The 16,731-nt window shown below is 48.9% G+C and carries 17 protein-coding genes; 7 read left to right on the forward strand and 10 right to left on the reverse strand.

The window, feature by feature from the left end:
- The first annotated feature begins 258 nt into the window (after nt 1-258).
- Together DXD04_RS07260 and DXD04_RS07265 are read left to right on the forward strand one after the other, a co-directional pair.
- Nucleotides 259-756 carry a putative signal transducing protein gene (locus DXD04_RS07260; RefSeq protein ID WP_117672182.1) on the forward strand — a complete coding sequence of 166 codons (498 nt, stop codon included), beginning with the start codon at nt 259-261 and terminating at the stop codon, nt 754-756.
- Between the two features lie 86 nt (nt 757-842).
- Nucleotides 843-1,637: an ADP-ribosylglycohydrolase family protein gene (locus DXD04_RS07265; protein WP_117672185.1), complete on the forward strand. Its 795-nt coding sequence runs from the start codon at nt 843-845 to the stop codon at nt 1,635-1,637.
- A 108-nt stretch (nt 1,638-1,745) separates the two neighbouring features.
- Here the strand turns inward: DXD04_RS07265 and DXD04_RS07270 are convergent, their stop codons facing one another.
- The gene (locus DXD04_RS07270; protein WP_117672187.1) at nt 1,746-2,321 is read right to left on the reverse strand and encodes a hypothetical protein; all 576 of its coding nucleotides are present in this window, start codon (nt 2,319-2,321) and stop codon (nt 1,746-1,748) included.
- A gap of 454 nt (nt 2,322-2,775) precedes the next feature.
- Here DXD04_RS07270 and DXD04_RS07275 point away from each other — a divergent pair, with 454 nt between their 5' ends.
- The gene (locus DXD04_RS07275; RefSeq protein ID WP_117672189.1) at nt 2,776-3,828 is read left to right on the forward strand and encodes a toll/interleukin-1 receptor domain-containing protein; all 1,053 of its coding nucleotides are present in this window, start codon (nt 2,776-2,778) and stop codon (nt 3,826-3,828) included.
- 264 nt (nt 3,829-4,092) lie between these two features.
- On the opposite strand, the gene ppdK is transcribed toward DXD04_RS07275, so the two are convergent.
- Nucleotides 4,093-6,819 (reverse strand): pyruvate, phosphate dikinase, encoded by a 2,727-nt coding sequence (ppdK, locus tag DXD04_RS07280; protein WP_117672191.1) that lies wholly within the window; start codon nt 6,817-6,819, stop codon nt 4,093-4,095.
- A 212-nt stretch (nt 6,820-7,031) separates the two neighbouring features.
- On the opposite strand from ppdK, the gene rlmD reads away from it, so the two are divergent.
- The 4 genes from rlmD to DXD04_RS07300 all read left to right on the forward strand — a co-directional run bounded on the left by rlmD (nt 7,032) and on the right by DXD04_RS07300 (nt 10,750).
- Nucleotides 7,032-8,450: a 23S rRNA (uracil(1939)-C(5))-methyltransferase RlmD gene (gene rlmD / locus DXD04_RS07285; RefSeq protein ID WP_117672193.1), complete on the forward strand. Its 1,419-nt coding sequence runs from the start codon at nt 7,032-7,034 to the stop codon at nt 8,448-8,450.
- Between the two features lie 41 nt (nt 8,451-8,491).
- Nucleotides 8,492-9,418 carry an RluA family pseudouridine synthase gene (locus tag DXD04_RS07290; protein WP_007558834.1) on the forward strand — a complete coding sequence of 309 codons (927 nt, stop codon included), beginning with the start codon at nt 8,492-8,494 and terminating at the stop codon, nt 9,416-9,418.
- A gap of 9 nt (nt 9,419-9,427) precedes the next feature.
- Nucleotides 9,428-10,054, forward strand: a complete 627-nt coding sequence (locus DXD04_RS07295) for an HAD family hydrolase (RefSeq protein ID WP_117672195.1) — start codon at nt 9,428-9,430, stop codon at nt 10,052-10,054.
- 270 nt (nt 10,055-10,324) lie between these two features.
- Nucleotides 10,325-10,750, forward strand: a complete 426-nt coding sequence (locus DXD04_RS07300) for a hypothetical protein (RefSeq protein WP_259299533.1) — start codon at nt 10,325-10,327, stop codon at nt 10,748-10,750.
- A 202-nt stretch (nt 10,751-10,952) separates the two neighbouring features.
- Here DXD04_RS07300 and DXD04_RS07305 read toward each other — a convergent pair whose 3' ends face one another.
- The 8 genes from DXD04_RS07305 to DXD04_RS07340 form a co-directional block, all read right to left on the reverse strand.
- Entirely contained in the window at nt 10,953-11,840 is an 888-nt protein-coding gene (locus DXD04_RS07305; RefSeq protein WP_117672197.1) for a F0F1 ATP synthase subunit gamma, read from the reverse strand.
- A gap of 5 nt (nt 11,841-11,845) precedes the next feature.
- Nucleotides 11,846-13,435: a F0F1 ATP synthase subunit alpha gene (atpA, locus tag DXD04_RS07310; RefSeq protein WP_117672199.1), complete on the reverse strand. Its 1,590-nt coding sequence runs from the start codon at nt 13,433-13,435 to the stop codon at nt 11,846-11,848.
- Between the two features lie 102 nt (nt 13,436-13,537).
- Nucleotides 13,538-14,092 (reverse strand): F0F1 ATP synthase subunit delta, encoded by a 555-nt coding sequence (locus DXD04_RS07315; RefSeq protein WP_117672201.1) that lies wholly within the window; start codon nt 14,090-14,092, stop codon nt 13,538-13,540.
- A gap of 6 nt (nt 14,093-14,098) precedes the next feature.
- Nucleotides 14,099-14,602 (reverse strand): F0F1 ATP synthase subunit B, encoded by a 504-nt coding sequence (atpF, locus tag DXD04_RS07320; RefSeq protein ID WP_117672203.1) that lies wholly within the window; start codon nt 14,600-14,602, stop codon nt 14,099-14,101.
- 18 nt (nt 14,603-14,620) lie between these two features.
- A complete protein-coding gene (gene atpE, locus DXD04_RS07325; protein ID WP_007558852.1) occupies nt 14,621-14,875 on the reverse strand; it encodes an ATP synthase F0 subunit C in 255 nt (84 codons plus the stop codon).
- Between the two features lie 46 nt (nt 14,876-14,921).
- Nucleotides 14,922-15,980 carry a F0F1 ATP synthase subunit A gene (atpB, locus tag DXD04_RS07330; protein ID WP_181977464.1) on the reverse strand — a complete coding sequence of 353 codons (1,059 nt, stop codon included), beginning with the start codon at nt 15,978-15,980 and terminating at the stop codon, nt 14,922-14,924.
- A complete protein-coding gene (locus DXD04_RS07335; protein WP_117672207.1) occupies nt 15,898-16,389 on the reverse strand; it encodes a hypothetical protein in 492 nt (163 codons plus the stop codon). Before DXD04_RS07335 ends, atpB begins: the two co-directional genes overlap by 83 nt.
- Before the next feature lie 69 nt (nt 16,390-16,458).
- Nucleotides 16,459-16,704 (reverse strand): F0F1 ATP synthase subunit delta/epsilon, encoded by a 246-nt coding sequence (locus tag DXD04_RS07340; RefSeq protein WP_022053171.1) that lies wholly within the window; start codon nt 16,702-16,704, stop codon nt 16,459-16,461.
- Nucleotides 16,705-16,731: the final 27 nt, after the last annotated feature.

Raw genomic sequence — 16,731 nt, forward strand, 5'->3', positions numbered from 1 at the left:
TGACAAGTTCCTCAAAATATAAAGCCCGGTGTATTATAAATACTGCACTAATAAAATTAAATTATTCAGGCAGTTATGTAAAGTATATTTTAATGACTGTTGCAATAACTATTAATATAACAGCTGCAAATAAAAGTATCACTTTATTTTTTAGGTTCGAGTCCGTATCGCAAATATAGTGCTTATAATAAAGACTTAGAGATAAATCTTGCTTTTTTATATAAATATCAGTATATTGGCATAAAAGTAAATTCTAATATGAAGGAAAGACTTCTTATAAAATGTGATACTACTATTTATGCAGACGAGATTACAAATCTGCTTATTGAAAATAACATTGTTTCTCGCCAGCATGATGAAGGGCAAGACCAAAATCCTGGTGCTTATGGTGCTATCACAGGTATTGCAATATATGTTTTCGAGAAAGATTATGAAAAAGCTGTTGAGATAATAAATCCTATTGTTGATAGTAGAAATGAGTCTCATGTCTGGTGCCCTAAATGTGGAAGTTACAATGTGTCAGCCATAGCCGTAAGCAACAAATACGGAACTGCTATAGCATTATGGTGCATCTTTCTTTTTCTTATTCCGGGGCTTTATCTTGTTTGGGCAAATGATTTGGGTATCAGATCAACTATCGCCGATTATATAGCATTGTCTATGTTTATTTCGTTTTTTATAGTTGCATTCTTGGGGAAAATTTCTAATGCCAATTATATATGTAAAGATTGTAATAAAAGGTTCCACCATAAATGATTTTTTGTATCATATGAAATAAGCCGGCCATTATCGATTCATATTCATTTATTTCCATACCTTTGTGTCTATACAAACAAAAAAATATGATTGGAAGCATCCTTGGCGACATCGCAGGCAGCGTCTACGAGTTCCACAACATCAAGACAAAAGAGTTTCCTTTCCTCACTCCGCAGAAGGGATATACCGACGACAGTATTCTGACCCTCGCCACGGCCGACTGGCTGCTACACGGAGGAGACTGTGCCACCTATTATTTCCGCTATGCCACCCGTTACCCGTGTCCGCTGGGAGGCTTCGGCGGACGTTTCCGTGAATGGCTCCGACAGGGACAGCAAACGGGACAGCTCCGTCCTTACGGCAGCTGCGGAAACGGTTCGGCCATGCGCGTAGGCCCCGTGGGATGGGCATTCCGCACGGAGGAAGAGACGCTGAAGGCTGCACGCATATCGGCTGCCTGCACACACAATCATCCCGAAGGAATCAAGGGTGCCCAGGCTACGGCACTCTGCATCTTTCTGGCCCGGGATGGGAAGAGCAAGGAGGACATAAAAAATACCGTCGAAGCGAAGTTCGACTATGACCTGAACTTCACCTGCGACGGCATTCGTGATACCTATCAATGGGACGCCACCTGCCAAGGCACCGTGCCCCAGGCCATCCGCGCCTTTCTGGACGGGACGGACTTTGAGGACTGCATACGTACGGCTATCTCACTGGGTGGCGACAGCGACACACTGGCCTGCATCACGGGCAGCATTGCAGAAGCATTCTACGGCATCCCCCCTGCCCTGCATGCTCAGGCCATGCACTACCTGCCGACGCATTTCCAGCAGATTGTGGCGGAATTTGAAGAAAAATATGGGCCGAAAATTCACTAAAATTCATCCCATAAAAAAACGCAAGTGCATTTAAGACAAAACGCCTTTACGTTTTACCCAAAACACAAGTGCGTTTTTAAGGTGACAGAAAACCTGTCTGAGGATTTCTTATGACAGCATCCCGCCTGGTACGCGACCAATTTCTACTTTCTCGAATTTATATCCCAGGCGTTTAAGTTCAATGGCTACCCCGATGCGGAACATCGTACGGCAGGCACGGGCAAATACATGGAAGGCCAGCGGGCTTTGCGGCTCTATCTGTTCGTGGCGAATCAATCCCACGGTAGTCTGTCCGCAGCGGCGAATGATATCCTCCAGCTGGCGAGCTTCTTCTCCGTCGAGCGACAAACCGAGTAAATCGCGCACGATGTGTTCATCCATGTCGTCAAAGCCCTGCTCTCCGTAGTACGACTGATAAGTAGCCTGTGCACTGGCCTCCCAGTCTTCGTCCCAGCAGAAAGCTACTCCCAGGCCCAGATAGGCAGCCCAGGCCACCGACACCACGGGATAATCACGGATCTGTTCCACGGCATCGGCCACATACTCCGGTGCCAGGTCGTGCCAGCGGTTGTCCAGGTCCTCCGTAGCCAGCAGAGTGCCGTCCAGCACATGATAGTCAGTACACAAACGCAGCAATTCCTGCTGCAATCTCTCTTCAAAACGATTCAAATATTCTGTATCCATTGGGGTTTCTTTATTTTTCCGCCAAAGATACGAGTTATATACCAGTTTTTAAATCGTGTGAATTGCTTTTAAAATGATTTGACATTTTAAGGACTTATCCGCTTCAAAACTTAATCAAAATATATATCATTCAAAAATCTCTACCTACAAAAAATGAATACTAAAATGAAAAGAACAAAATATCACTGATATTTGAAAATATAAACAATAATCATTATATTTGTTTTAAAAGTAAATAAATGACTTTTTATAAAAAAATCAGAAAGTATAAAGGGGAATATCACGAGCATTTAATTTTATCCAACCACACCTTAAATTAAACAAAACACCTTTCTAGTATTTTAGAAATAGAATAAAAATTCATTGCGTATGAATTATCTACTACACTTCATATGTTATTGCAATTCACAAATTACGACTTATAATATTAAACACTAATTTTGATTTTATAATTATGAAAAAAGATGTTTTTATAAGCTATTCAACTAAAGATAGACCATTGGCAGAATCTTTAGTAAACTTTCTAGAAGGACATGGATTTAGCTGTTTTATATCCTCAAGAGACATTCCTTTAGGCGCAACATGGGCACCCTATATAATAGATGCATTAGAAGAAATAAAAGTAATGGTAATACTTTTTACCGAGAATTATAACAAATCAGTCCAAGTAGATAGAGAAATAACCGTCTGCTGCGATTTAGAAAAGAAACCCGTCATCCCATTGAAATTATCGGAAGAGCCTTTAACTGGAATAAAAAAGTTTTACCTCAGTAATATAAACTGGATAGATTTCAAAGGAGAAAAAGAACAATATGATATTCTTTTAAAAAGTATTATAATCAATATTGGGAAAGAAGCTGAACCGAACGATGAGACTAAACTAATATTAGATGAATCGACATATAAAGTTCATTGCGGAAAAGAGATACCCCCCCAAATGATATTTGAAGCAGTAGAAATAGATAAATTGGTATACAATGATTCTTATATAGGGAATTATGATAATTGCGTAAAATGGTGGAAAAAAAACAAGTACATTTATGTAATGTTAGAGGATATAAAAACCAAGAAAATTATAGGGTATATCAATGCTATGCCCATTAACAATACCCTTTACGAAATTATTAAAAAGGGAGAAATCATAGATGTAACCATAAATGATGAAAATATAGAGACTTACGATTTACCTGATACATATAATCTATATATAAGTTCTGTAGCCCTGCATCCTAAATATCATAATTCTGGTGCTTTTAAACTCTTATACGATGCATTAATACTACTCATTATAGAACTGTTTAAAAGAGAAATATATTTCTCCAAAGTTATAGCAGATGCAGTATCTCCTATTGGTGAAAAATTATGTAAATATATAGGAATGGTAAAATGTGAAGACTCTAAACATCAATCAAAAATTTTTGAAGGCAGTTTATTACCCATCAATATAAGATACACAACACGACTTAGCAAAAAGCTATTTGATTTATATAAGACACTCAATCTATGAAAGCATGAATGATACAGTCCTTAACACTGTCCAAAATTTTGTGTAAATGGAAACAGGATTCAGTTGTAAGTCTCTTCTTATCTCTGAATTCTGTTTTTATTTATAGAAGTTTCTTTCATTATTGTTATTCAATACACATGAAAAAAGTATAACGTTCCCTCCGTTTTTATACGTTTTATAATTCAAGTACAAGTTCAGGCTGTAACTCCCCGCTCCTCGCGGGAAAGTTACAGCCTGAGTACTATATCAACAAGCCGTTAAGGCTTACAAGCTTTCTTCAATCACAGCCTGCGCCGCAGCCAGTCTTGCGATAGGCACGCGGAACGGTGAGCAGCTCACGTAATCCAGACCTACCTTGTGGCAGAACTTCACGGACATCGGTTCACCACCGTGTTCACCGCAAATACCGCATTTCAGTTCCGGACGTACGGAACGGCCTTTGGCTACTGCCATTTCGATGAGCTGGCCCACACCATTCTGGTCGAGTACCTGGAACGGGTCTACCTTCAGGATCTTCTTTTCCAGGTAAACCGGCAAGAAGGAAGCGATATCATCGCGAGAGTAACCGAAGGTCATCTGAGTCAGGTCGTTTGTACCGAATGAGAAATATTCGGCATGTGAAGCGATGCGGTCGGCAGTCAGGGCGGCACGCGGCACTTCAATCATGGTTCCCACCTTGAACGGAATTTCCACACCTTCTTCCTTGAACAGTTTGGCAGCAGTTTCACGAATCACCTTTTCCTGTGCTTCGAATTCATACAGGATACCAATCAGCGGCACCATGATTTCAGGATGCGGGTCGTAACCTTCCTTCTTCAGTTCGCAGGCAGCACCCAGGATGGCACGAGTCTGCATTTCAGTGATTTCCGGATACGTATTTCCCAGACGACAACCACGGTGCCCCAGCATCGGGTTGTGTTCGCACAGACTTTCCACGCGCTGGCGGATATAATCTACGGTTACACCCATGGCCTGTGCCATTTCTTCCTGACCTTTCAAATCGTGCGGAACGAATTCATGCAACGGCGGATCGAGCAGACGTACGTTGACAGGCAGTCCGTCCATGGTCTTGAAGATTTCCTTGAAGTCAGCTTTCTGGTAAGGCAACAGTTTGTCGAGGGCTTTCTTGCGGCCTTCTACGTCCTTGGCCAGAATCATTTCACGCATGGCCACAATCTTTTCGTCGTCGAAGAACATGTGTTCCGTACGGCACAGACCGATACCTACGGCACCAAATCCACGGGCATCCTGTGCGTTGCGCGGCGTGTCGGCATTGGTGCGGACTTTCAGGCGGGCATATTTGTCGCAGAGTTCCATCAGTTCGGCAAAGTTACCCGACAGTTTGGCCGGTTGAGTCGGAATTTCTCCGGCATATACATATCCGTTGGTTCCGTTGATGGAGATGTAATCACCTTCTTTCAGTACAACTCCGTCAATTTCTACCGTACGGGTCTTGTAGTCTACGTTGATGGCTCCGGCACCTGATACACAGCACTTACCCATTCCGCGGGCTACTACGGCTGCGTGCGAAGTCATACCTCCACGGGCGGTCAGGATACCTTCGGCAGCCTGCATACCAGCCAGGTCTTCCGGAGAAGTTTCAATACGTACCAGTACCACGCGATGGCCGTTGGTATGCCATTCAGCAGCATCTTCGGCGAAGAAGACGATGCGTCCGCAGGCAGCACCCGGAGAAGCCGGCAAACCACGTGTCAGCACGCGGGCACGTCCCAGTTCTTCCTTGTCGAATACCGGATGCAACAGCTCGTCCAACTTGTTGGGTTCACAGCGCATCAAAGCGGTCTTTTCGTCAATCATGCCCTGATGCAGCATTTCCATGGCGATGCGCACCATAGCGGCACCTGTACGCTTACCGTTACGGGTCTGGAGGAACCAGAGCTTGCCTTCCTGCACGGTAAATTCCATGTCCTGCATATCGTGGTAGTGATTTTCCAGTTTGGTCTGGAGTTCATCGAGTTCCTTGTAGATTTCCGGCATGGCTTCTTCCATAGAAGGATATTTGGCCACACGTTCTGCTTCCGAAATACCCTGCAGTTCGGCCCAGCGCTGAGAACCGATTTTGGTAATCTGCTGCGGAGTACGGATACCGGCTACTACGTCTTCACCCTGCGCATTGATCAGGTATTCACCGTTGAACAAGTCTTCACCGGTAGCGGCGTCGCGTGAGAAGCATACGCCCGTAGCTGAAGTCTCACCCATGTTACCGAATACCATGGCCTGTACGTTCACGGCTGTTCCCCACTCTGCCGGAATACCTTCCATCTTACGGTAAAGGATGGCGCGTTCGTTCATCCATGAATCGAATACGGCACAGATGGCACCCCACAACTGTTCGTAGGCACATGACGGGAATTCCTGTCCGGTCTGTTTCTTCACAGCTTCCTTGAAGCGGACTACCAGTGTCTTCAGGTCGTCCACGTCGAGTTCGTTGTCCAGACGTACGCCCTTGGCTTTCTTCACTTCTTCAATGATGGCTTCAAACGGGTCGATGTCTTCCTTGTTCACAGGTTTCATGCCCAGCACCACGTCGCCGTACATCTGTACGAAGCGGCGATAAGAGTCCCACGCAAAGCGAGGGTTGTTAGTCTTGCGAGCCAGTCCTTCTACTACTTCATCATTCAGACCCAGATTCAGAATGGTGTCCATCATCCCCGGCATGGACGCTCTGGCACCCGAACGTACGGAAACAAGCAACGGATTTTCCACATCGCCGAACTTCGACTTCATCAGGGCTTCTACTCCCTTGATGGATTTTTCCACGTCGTCTTTCAGCAGCGCAACCACTGCTTCTTTTCCTTTTTCAAAATATTCGTTGCAGACTTCGGTTGTTATGGTGAATCCGGGAGGTACAGGCACCCCGATCAGGTTCATCTCGGCCAGGTTTGCGCCCTTGCCACCCAGAAGATTTCTCATGTCAGCTTTTCCTTCAGCTTGTCCGTTTCCAAAAGTATAGACTCTTTTCTTTTCCATGTTTTCTTATATTTGATAAGGTTCAATAATGTTTTTCGTTGGTCAACCGCTGGCAAATCTATATATATTTTATTGAATCCCAAATTTTGTGAAGATATTTTTCGACATATTTTGCAACATAGAGTTTGCAAAATGAACTTCTTCGAAAAACATGGAAGAATGTCAGGAAAAATGTATAAATTTGCTCCCAAATTGGTTTTATTGAAAAGAACGTGGCAAGAAAGAAAAAAGAACTGCCTTTACTGGAGAAGGTAACGATAACAGACGTAGCCGCAGAAGGAAAAGCCGTGGCTAAAGTGAACGAGTTGGTAATATTTGTCCCGTATGTAGTGCCGGGCGACGTAGTCGATTTACAGGTGAAGCGCAAGAAGAACCATTACGCCGAAGCGGTGGCGGTAAAGTTCCATGAGAAATCACCCCTGCGCACGGAGCCGTTCTGCAGTCACTTCGGAGTGTGCGGAGGATGCAAATGGCAATGTCTTTCTTACGAGGAACAGCTCAAGTACAAGCAGAAACAAGTGTTCGACAACCTCACCCGCATCGGGAAGGTGGAACTGCCGGAATTCCGTCCTATCTTAGGCTCGGAAAAGACCCGCTTTTACCGTAACAAGCTGGAGTTTACATTCTCCAATAAGCGCTGGCTTACGGAAGAGGAGGTGAAGCAGGATGTGAAATACGACCAGATGAATGCCGTGGGATTCCATATTCCGGGGGCGTTCGACAAGGTGCTGGCCATCGACAAGTGCTGGTTGCAGGACGACATTTCCAACCAAATTCGCAATGCCGTACGCGACTATGCCTACGCGCACAACTTCCCGTTCTTCGACTTGCGCACGCAGGAAGGACTTCTTCGTAACATCATGATCCGTACCTCGTCTACGGGCGAACTGATGGTGGTGCTGCAGTGCAAGGTGACCGACGACGAAGGCCGCCGCAAGATGGAAGAGATTCTGCAGTTCATGGCCGACAGCTTCCCGCAGATTACTTCGCTGATGTATGTCATCAACAACAAGTGCAACGATACCATCGGCGACCTCGACGTGGAGGTGTTCAAGGGCAACGACCACATCTTCGAGGAGATGGAGGGACTGCGCTTCAAGGTGGGACCGAAATCGTTCTACCAGACGAACTCTGAACAGGCCTATAATTTATATAAGGTGGCACGCGAGTTTGCCGGACTTACGGGCAACGAGCTGGTGTACGACCTCTACACGGGTACGGGTACCATCGCCAACTTCGTGGCACGCAAGGCACGCAAGGTGGTGGGCATCGAATATGTGCCCGAAGCCATCGAGGATGCCAAGGTGAACTCGGCCCTGAACGGCATCGACAACACGCTGTTCTATGCGGGCGACATGAAGGACATCCTTACCAACGACTTCATTGCGGAGCACGGACGTCCGGATGTCATCATCACCGACCCTCCCCGCGCTGGTATGCACAATGACGTAATCGACGTGATTCTGGCTGCCGAGCCGAAACGCATCGTCTACGTGAGCTGCAACCCGGCCACACAGGCACGCGACCTCCAGCTGCTCGACGGCAAGTACAAGGTGACTGCCGTACAGCCTGTCGACATGTTCCCTCACACGCATCACGTGGAAAATGTCGTGCAACTGGAAAGACGCTAAACACTCTCCCCTATCTTCTAACTTTTAACTGACGCAACAAAGTGGCAAGAAACAACTCTGGCAACAACGGCCGACGCCCTATCCCGCGTGCCGCAGCCAAATATACAATCTATCCGGTCAATGAACCGGCGGAACTGATGGAGTTCCTTATGAAGAAGATGGACGGTATCAGCCGCACGCGCGTAAAAGCCTTGCTGGCCAACCGCGTGGTGCTGGTGGACAACAACATCCAGACGCAGTACAACTTCCCTCTGAAACCGGGCATGAAGGTGCAGGTGAGCCGTGAAAAGAACAAGCACGAGTTCCGCCACCCCATGCTGAAGATTCTCTACGAGGATGCCTATCTCATCGTGGTGGAGAAGAAGGAAGGACTGCTGTCCGTGGCTACCGACCACCAGAAGGAACGCACCGCACAGCACATTCTGAATGAGTACGTGAAGCGCACGCACCGCAACAACCGCATCTTCGTGGTGCACCGTCTGGACCGCGAAACCTCGGGCATCATGATGTATGCCAAGGATGAGAAGACGCAGCACACGCTCCGCGACAACTGGCACGACATCGTGTACGACCGCCGCTACGTGTCCATCGTCATGGGCGACATGGAGAAAGACCAGGGCACCGTACGCTCCTGGCTCACCGACCGCAAGCTGTACGTCAGCTCCTCGCCGGTAGACGACGGAGGCAAGCTCTCCATCACGCACTACCGCACCATCAAGCGGGCCAACGGCTATTCGCTCATGGAGCTGCAACTGGAAACGGGACGCAAGAACCAGATTCGCGTGCACATGCAGTCGCTCGGTCATCCGGTGGTGGGCGATGCACGTTACGGCTGCGAAACCGACCCGCTCGGACGTCTGGCACTCCACGCCTTCAAGCTGTGCTTCTACCACCCGCTTACGGGCGAACGGATGGAATTTGAGACTCCCTATCCTGCCCCGTTCAAGAACCTGATGCTGAGAAAATAAAAACAATATATGATAAAAAACCTGATTTTTGATTTCGGAGGGGTCATCGCCCCTATCAGCCGCGAACAGGCGGTGGAAGCGTTCCGCCAGTTAGGAGTGGCTGATGCCGACCAGCGCCTGGACAAATATCACCAGACGGGGATTTTCCAGGAACTGGAAGAAGGAAAAATTACGCCCGATGAGTTCCAGGTGAAGCTGGGACAGTTGTGCGGCGGACGCACACCCAGCTGGGAGGAGACACGCCAGGCATGGCTGGGCTACTTCACCGGACTGGACGAGCGTCTGCTCGACTGCCTGAAGGAGCTGCGCAAGCGCTACAAGCTCTTCGTGCTGAGCAACACCAATCCCTACGTGATGGACTGGGCCTGCAGTCCGGCTTTCTCGTCAAAGGGGAAACCGCTCAGCGACTATTTTGACAAGCTGTACCTCTCCTACCAGATTGGAGTGACCAAGCCCGACCGGCAGATTTTCGACTTCCTGATAGCCGATGCCGACATTCTTCCGTCAGAATCGCTCTTCATTGACGACGGGGCCGGCAACGTACAGGCAGCCCGCCAGCTGGGTTTCCAGACCTACTGCCCGCATAACGGTGAAGACTGGCGCGATGCACTGACGGTACTTCTCCAGAAATCCTGAAAAAACGTCCTTGCGTTTCATTCATAACGTAAAGAAATTTTCCATACAACGTCCTTGTGTTTCAATCCGAACGCAAGGACGTTTTGCGTTAAATACACCGGCATTCCCGTCCAGCCACAAAGGCGATACACCATCTGCCACCCCGCAGACCGATGCATTTCCCTACCTCCGATAGGGAAATTCCCCCACAGGAATAGGAAAAATCATTCGTTTGTATGATTTTTTCCGGATACCTTTGTCACATAGAGGAAAACAAACACACAAAGAGTTATGAGAACAAGGGTAAAAAAATTCATGTATATGGCGATGCTGGTCGCACTGACACTCGCCTTCCCGTCGTGTAACGTGGAAATGGAATTAGGGAACAACACCCTGGAATATCGTGAACGCACAGCGTATCTCTGCAGCTACGACTGGCAGGACGACTGGTACGACGACTACGGCTTGCACCACTTCCAGGTGCTGCGCTTCTATGCCAACGGAACGGGTGAAGACTTTATCCGCATTCAGGATGCCCGCGGACGTTGGGAGGAATATACCTACACCTTTACGTGGGACTGGTACGACGCTTTCTACACCAGCATCCGTTTGAACTACGGCGGAGGTGACTACTCCTACATGGACAATATCCGCCTGGGAGAAGGACGAATGGAATGCCTGCTCGACGGTGCGGCTGTATGCTTTTACAGTTATTAAAAAATCAGTAAAGAAAAACCGACAGAAAAAGCGAACAAAACACGAAATCAGTTTGTTATAGAAATAAATCACCAAAGAATTTCATGTTTTCTTTTTTAAGATAATTAATTTTTTAGTTTATTCGTTCAAAAAAAAACGTATCCTGCCGTGAGACAGCGATACGTTTTTTTATGCAATGAACACAAGAGTTCCGCCCGTGGGGTCAGCTCATGCTGCCGCCCACGATGTCCAGCAACTCGTTGGTAATCGCCTGCTGGCGGCTCTTGTTGTAAATCAAGGTCAGTTCCTGAATCAGGTCGTTTGCATTGTCCGTGGCAATCTGCATAGCCATGGTGCGCGCGGCATGTTCCGAAGCCGTGGAGTCAAGCAGCACGGTGTACATCTTCATGCGGAGTACCTTGGGCAGCAACTCCTCCATCACCTGTTCCGGCGACGGCTCGATGAGGTAATCGGCCTGCATGGCTTCCTGCTCCTCTCCCTTCTCGTCCGTATGACCGGCACTCAGGTCGAGCGGCAGATACGTCTCCCGCGTCAATACCTGCGTAGAGGTCGACTTGAAGTGGTTGTAGAGCAGCTCCACCTGCTGAATCTCACCGCTGGCAAACCGTGTCATCAGCTCAGCAGCCAGATCGGCCGCCTCCTGATAGTTCGGTTTTCCGCTCATGTGCTGATAATCGCCGGCTGCCGTCAGTCCCTCCATCTTCTTCACCGCATCGGCCACCTTACGGCCCACCGGATAAATCAGGATGTTCTCACGGCCCACCTTCGGCTCATACTCTGCCACCACCTCGTTCAGGTGACGGATGACATTGGCATTGAATCCGCCGCACAGACTGCTGTTGGAGGCAAACACCACCACGGCCACTTTCTTCACTTCACGTTTCACTGCAAAAGGCGATTCCACGCTCAGCTCCGCGCCCAGGAAATTACTGAGCATACGGTGCAACCGGCGTTCGTAGGGAAGCATATTTTCAATGGCCTCCTGCGCCTTGTGCAGCTTGGAAGACGCCACCATCTTCATCGCCGAAGTAATCTTCAGCGTGCCGTGGATTGAGTTGATTCTTCCTTTAACTTCTTTCAGTGATGCCATGGGATTTATGCTTTAAATTGTTCGGCTGCGTCTGCGGCCAGTTTTTCAATGAGCGACGTAATTTCGTCGGTAATCTTTCCGGAAGCCAGCACGTCCAGCACGTCTGCCTGATGGTTGGCACGCAGGTAAGTCAAGAACGCATCCTGGAAGGCACGTACCTTCGAAATAGGAATGTCGCGCATCAGTCCGTGCGTACCACAGTACAGAATGGCCACCTGTTCGCCTACCGGCATCGGTGAGTACTGCGGCTGAATCAGCAGCTGGTTGTTCTTACGTCCACGGTCGATAGCCATGGCAGTCACAGAGTCCATGTCGCTGCTGAACTTCGAGAAGGCCTCCAGTTCACGATACTGTGCCTGGTCAATCTTCAGCGTACCGGCCACTTTCTTCATACTCTTTATCTGGGCGCTACCACCTACACGCGATACAGAGATACCCACGTTGATAGCCGGACGGAAGCCCTGGTTGAACAAGTCGGTTTCCAGGAAGATCTGACCGTCGGTAATGGAAATCACGTTGGTCGGAATGTAGGCAGACACGTCGCCGGCCTGTGTTTCGATAATCGGCAGGGCGGTCAGTGAACCTCCGGCCTTTACCTTACCCTTCAGGCTGGCTGGCAGGTCGTTCATCTGTTCGGCCACTTCCTGCTGGTTGATAATCTTCGCCGCACGTTCCAGCAGACGAGAGTGCAGGTAGAAGATATCACCCGGATAAGCCTCACGTCCTGACGGACGACGCAGAATCAGTGATACTTCACGGTAGGCCACAGCCTGTTTTGACAAGTCATCGTACACCACCAGTGCATGACGGCCGGTATCACGGAAGTACTCGCCGATGGCAGCTCCGGCAAACGGAGCGAAATACTGCATGGCAGCCGGGTCGGAAGCCGTAGCAGCCACCACGATGGTATAGTCCATCGCCCCCTTCTCACGCAGTGCATTCACGATGCTGGCCACGGTAGAACCTTTCTGACCGATGGCCACGTAGATACAGTACACCGGATTTCCTGCCTCGTAGTTGGCACGCTGGTTGATGATGGTATCGATGGCGATGGCCGTCTTACCTGTCTGACGGTCGCCGATAATCAACTCACGCTGTCCGCGGCCGATAGGAATCATGGCATCGATAGCCTTCAGTCCCGTCTGCAGCGGTTCCGTTACCGGCTGACGGAAGATAACCCCCGGTGCCTTACGCTCCAGCGGCATCTCGCACAGCTCTCCGCCAATTTCGCCGCGCCCGTCCAAGGGCACACCCAGAGGGTCGATTACACGTCCCAGCATCGATTCTCCCACGTTGATGGAAGCAATGTGCTTGGTACGCTTCACAATCATCCCCTCCTTAATCTGGTCGGTCGGACCCAGGAGCACCGCTCCCACGTTGTCCTCCTCCAGATTCATCACCGTTCCCATGATACCGTTTTCAAACTGCAGCAACTCGTTGGCTTCCGCATTACGCAAACCGTAAATACGGGCCACACCGTCGCTCACCTGAAGCACGGTACCCACTTCGTCGAATTTCAGCGAGTTGTCAATCCCCTTCAACTGTTGGAGCAACACCTCTGAAACTTCGCTGGGTTTTATTGTATTTTCTGGCATAATTCTTTTTAATTAATAATTAATAATGAACAATTAAAAATGAACAGTGAATAATAGGAATCGTTTTTCATTCTTCATTCTTCATTATTCATTATTCATTGTTTACACTATTCTCCTGTTTTTCGCGATAAACTGCTGTTTCACGCGCTTCAACTGGTTCGCCACACTGGAGTCCAGGCGGAAGCCACCCAGTTCGATGATGTATCCTCCGATCAGGCTTTTGTCCACCTTCTCTTCCAGGATTACCTCACCGTGCGTCTTCTCGGAAGCCAGTTTCTGCAAGTGTGCCACGAGCTTGGGCGAACTGACGGCAGTGGTAAGCTTTCCGATGAGGATGTGCTTGTCTTCCTGATACAGGTCGATGTACGACCACATCATGAACTGCAAGAACTTCTCCCTTCTGTCTTCCAGCACCAGGCTGAGAAAACGCGTCATCACCTGGCTTACGTCCTTTCCACCCGAAGCCTCGCAAAGCAGCTCCAGCTTCTTGCTTCTCTCCAGCACCGGATTTTCCACGGCACGCCGCAGGCCGGGCACTTCGGCAAAGTGTGCAGCCAGTGTCTTCACCTCCTTGTACACCTTGTCTTCCAGCCCTTCACCCTTCGCGTATGCCAGCAGTGCCTTCGCGAAACGTCTTGAAACGACTCCTGTATTCATGACACGTTATTTTTTAGAAGTTTCAATCATTTCATCCAGCAGACGGTCAATCAGCGCAGCCTGTTCCTTTTCATCGGCCAGCTTGTTGCGCATAATCTTCTCTGCAATGCCCACTGACAACACGGCTACCTGGCGGCGGATGTCACGGATGGCACTTTCCTTTTCCGTTTCAATCTGCTTCTTCATCTCCTCCATCAGGCGGTTGCCTTCGGCGAAGGCCTTCTCCTGAGCGTCCTTGATGATGCGGTCGCGCGTAGCAGCAGCCTCACTCAGAATGCGGTGCTGTTCTTCGCGTGCCTGTGCCAGGATTTTCTCACCCTCCACCTTCACGTTGGCCAGCTGTTCGTTGGCCTCACGCGCCGCCTTGAGCGAATTGTCAATGTATGCTTTCCGGTCCTCCACCGTCTTCAGAATCACCGGGAAGCCGTATTTCGCCAAGATGAAGAACACGACTCCGAAGGTGATGACCATCCAGAACAGCAGCCCCGGATCCGGAGTTAATAATCCCATAACTTATTGTTTTATTTTTTACAAGAACAAAGTCAACAAACAAACCACGATGGCAATCAGTGCCACACCTTCTACCAGAGCGGCAGCGATAATCATGTTCATACGCAAGTCGCCTGAAGCTTCCGGCTGGCGTGCGATACCTTCCATGGCCGAGCTACCAATTTTACCGATACCGATACCGGCACCCAAAACTGCAATACCTGCACCGATAGCGGCGCCCAACTTACTAATACCTACACCTGCAGCTGCCTGCAATAAAACTGACAATAACATAATTTTCTTGTTTTAAAAGGTTATACTTTAATTTTCTTTGAATCAATTATTTTTCGGCATGTTCCTTCACCTGCGACAGACCGATAAACACGGCCGACAGCATCGTGAAGACGTATGCCTGGATGAATGCCACCAGAATTTCCAGCGCATTCATGAAAATGCTGAATGCCACCGACACCACCGTCATCGAGCCGTTGATAACCGGACCCGACTTCACCGTGATGAAGATAATGGCCACCAGACTGAGCACGGCCGCATGTCCTGCCATGATGTTGGCAAACAAACGGATCATCAGTGCAAACGGTTTGGTAAAGATACCGAAGAATTCAATCAGCGGCATCATCGGAATCGGCGCCTTCAACCACGTAGGCACGTCGGGCCAGAAGATTTCCTTCCAGTAAGCCTTCGTACCATACACGTTGGTCAGCACGAACGTACACAAAGCCAGCACCAGCGTAATGGCGATGTTACCCGTCACGTTCGCACCTCCGGGGAAGATAGGAATCAGCCCCATCAGGTTGTTCACCAGCACGAAGAAGAACGCCGTAAGCAGATAAGGCGCGTAGCGGCGGTAATTCTCGCCGATGCAGCCCTTAATCACGTCGTTGTAGATAGAAAGCACCGTGGCCTCAATCATGCCGACGCCCCCCTTGGGTGCCCCGTCTTCCAGCGGATGTTTCTTGTACCAGCGCACGCAGCTCATCATGATGACCAGCAGCACCGCACTGTTGATAAACAAGCCCAGCACATTCTTCGTGATGGAGATGTCCAGCGGACGCACCTCCTCGCCGGCCGCATTGCGTTCCACGATTTTGCCGTCGTAGGCACCACCCTCGGCCACGTACAGCCCCTCGTAAGGACCTTCCTCCAGCCGGGCAGACGAGAACACATGCCAGCCCGTACTGCTTTTCACGATCACCGGCAGCGGAATGCTTACCTCCGTATCGCCGAACTTCGCAATGTGCCACTGGTAGGCATCGCCAATGTGTCCGAACACCAGTTCGTTCACGTCGATGTCACCCTCAGCGGCCTGTGCCTTCGTCAGCGCAGCCGGAACCGCCATCAGCAGTAACAGCGTGATGATTATGTACCGTATTTTTTTCATCATTAGCTTTTTTTCTTAGTTTGAGTTTCGCTTCAAAAAGAAGGAAAAAACGGGTTTCGAATATCAGAAACGCAAAGTAGAAGAAGATGAAGGTCAGCATGAACGCCAGCACTTCATGTCCTATCACAAATCCGTAGAACATCAGCAGCATGGCACTGACAATGAATTTCAGCACCTTGCACACCAGATACGTCATCGCAATCCGTTCCAGCCCCACGCGATAGTTGAACGCGAACATTTCTATGTAAAACAGGCCGAAAAGATAGAAGAATATCGGAATGGCCGGAAACCACAGGAAATACCTGTCGGGAATGAACAGATGATATACCACGGCGACGAGCGTCGTCAGCACGATTCCAATCACGGTCAGTTCTTTTATAAATTTCTTCTTAACGGTCAACAAAAACATAGTATCGTGCGGTTTTTCATCCGAAAAGCCGCCAAAAACATATTCGGTTCATCGCCTGCTTCGCTCCTCTCAGAGTTCCACACAGACTGAAATCTGATTCTCCTTGACTTCCACGAATCCCCCCTTGATTTGCAGGGATTGCGTTTCCTGTCCGGCCACGTATTTCACTTCCCCGGCCGAGAGCGTGGAAATAATCGGGGCATGGTCGGCCATGACCTGAAATTTTCCTGCGCTTCCCGGAAAGGTAGCCTGGCTCACTTTTCCTTCGTAAACCAGCTTTTCGGGTGAAACGATAACCAGATGAAGTTCTTTCATATTAAGCTATCAGCTTTTAACTTTTAA

The sequence above is a fragment of the Phocaeicola plebeius genome, assembly GCF_003437535.1.
Taxonomy (GTDB): Bacteria; Bacteroidota; Bacteroidia; order Bacteroidales; family Bacteroidaceae; genus Phocaeicola; species Phocaeicola plebeius_A.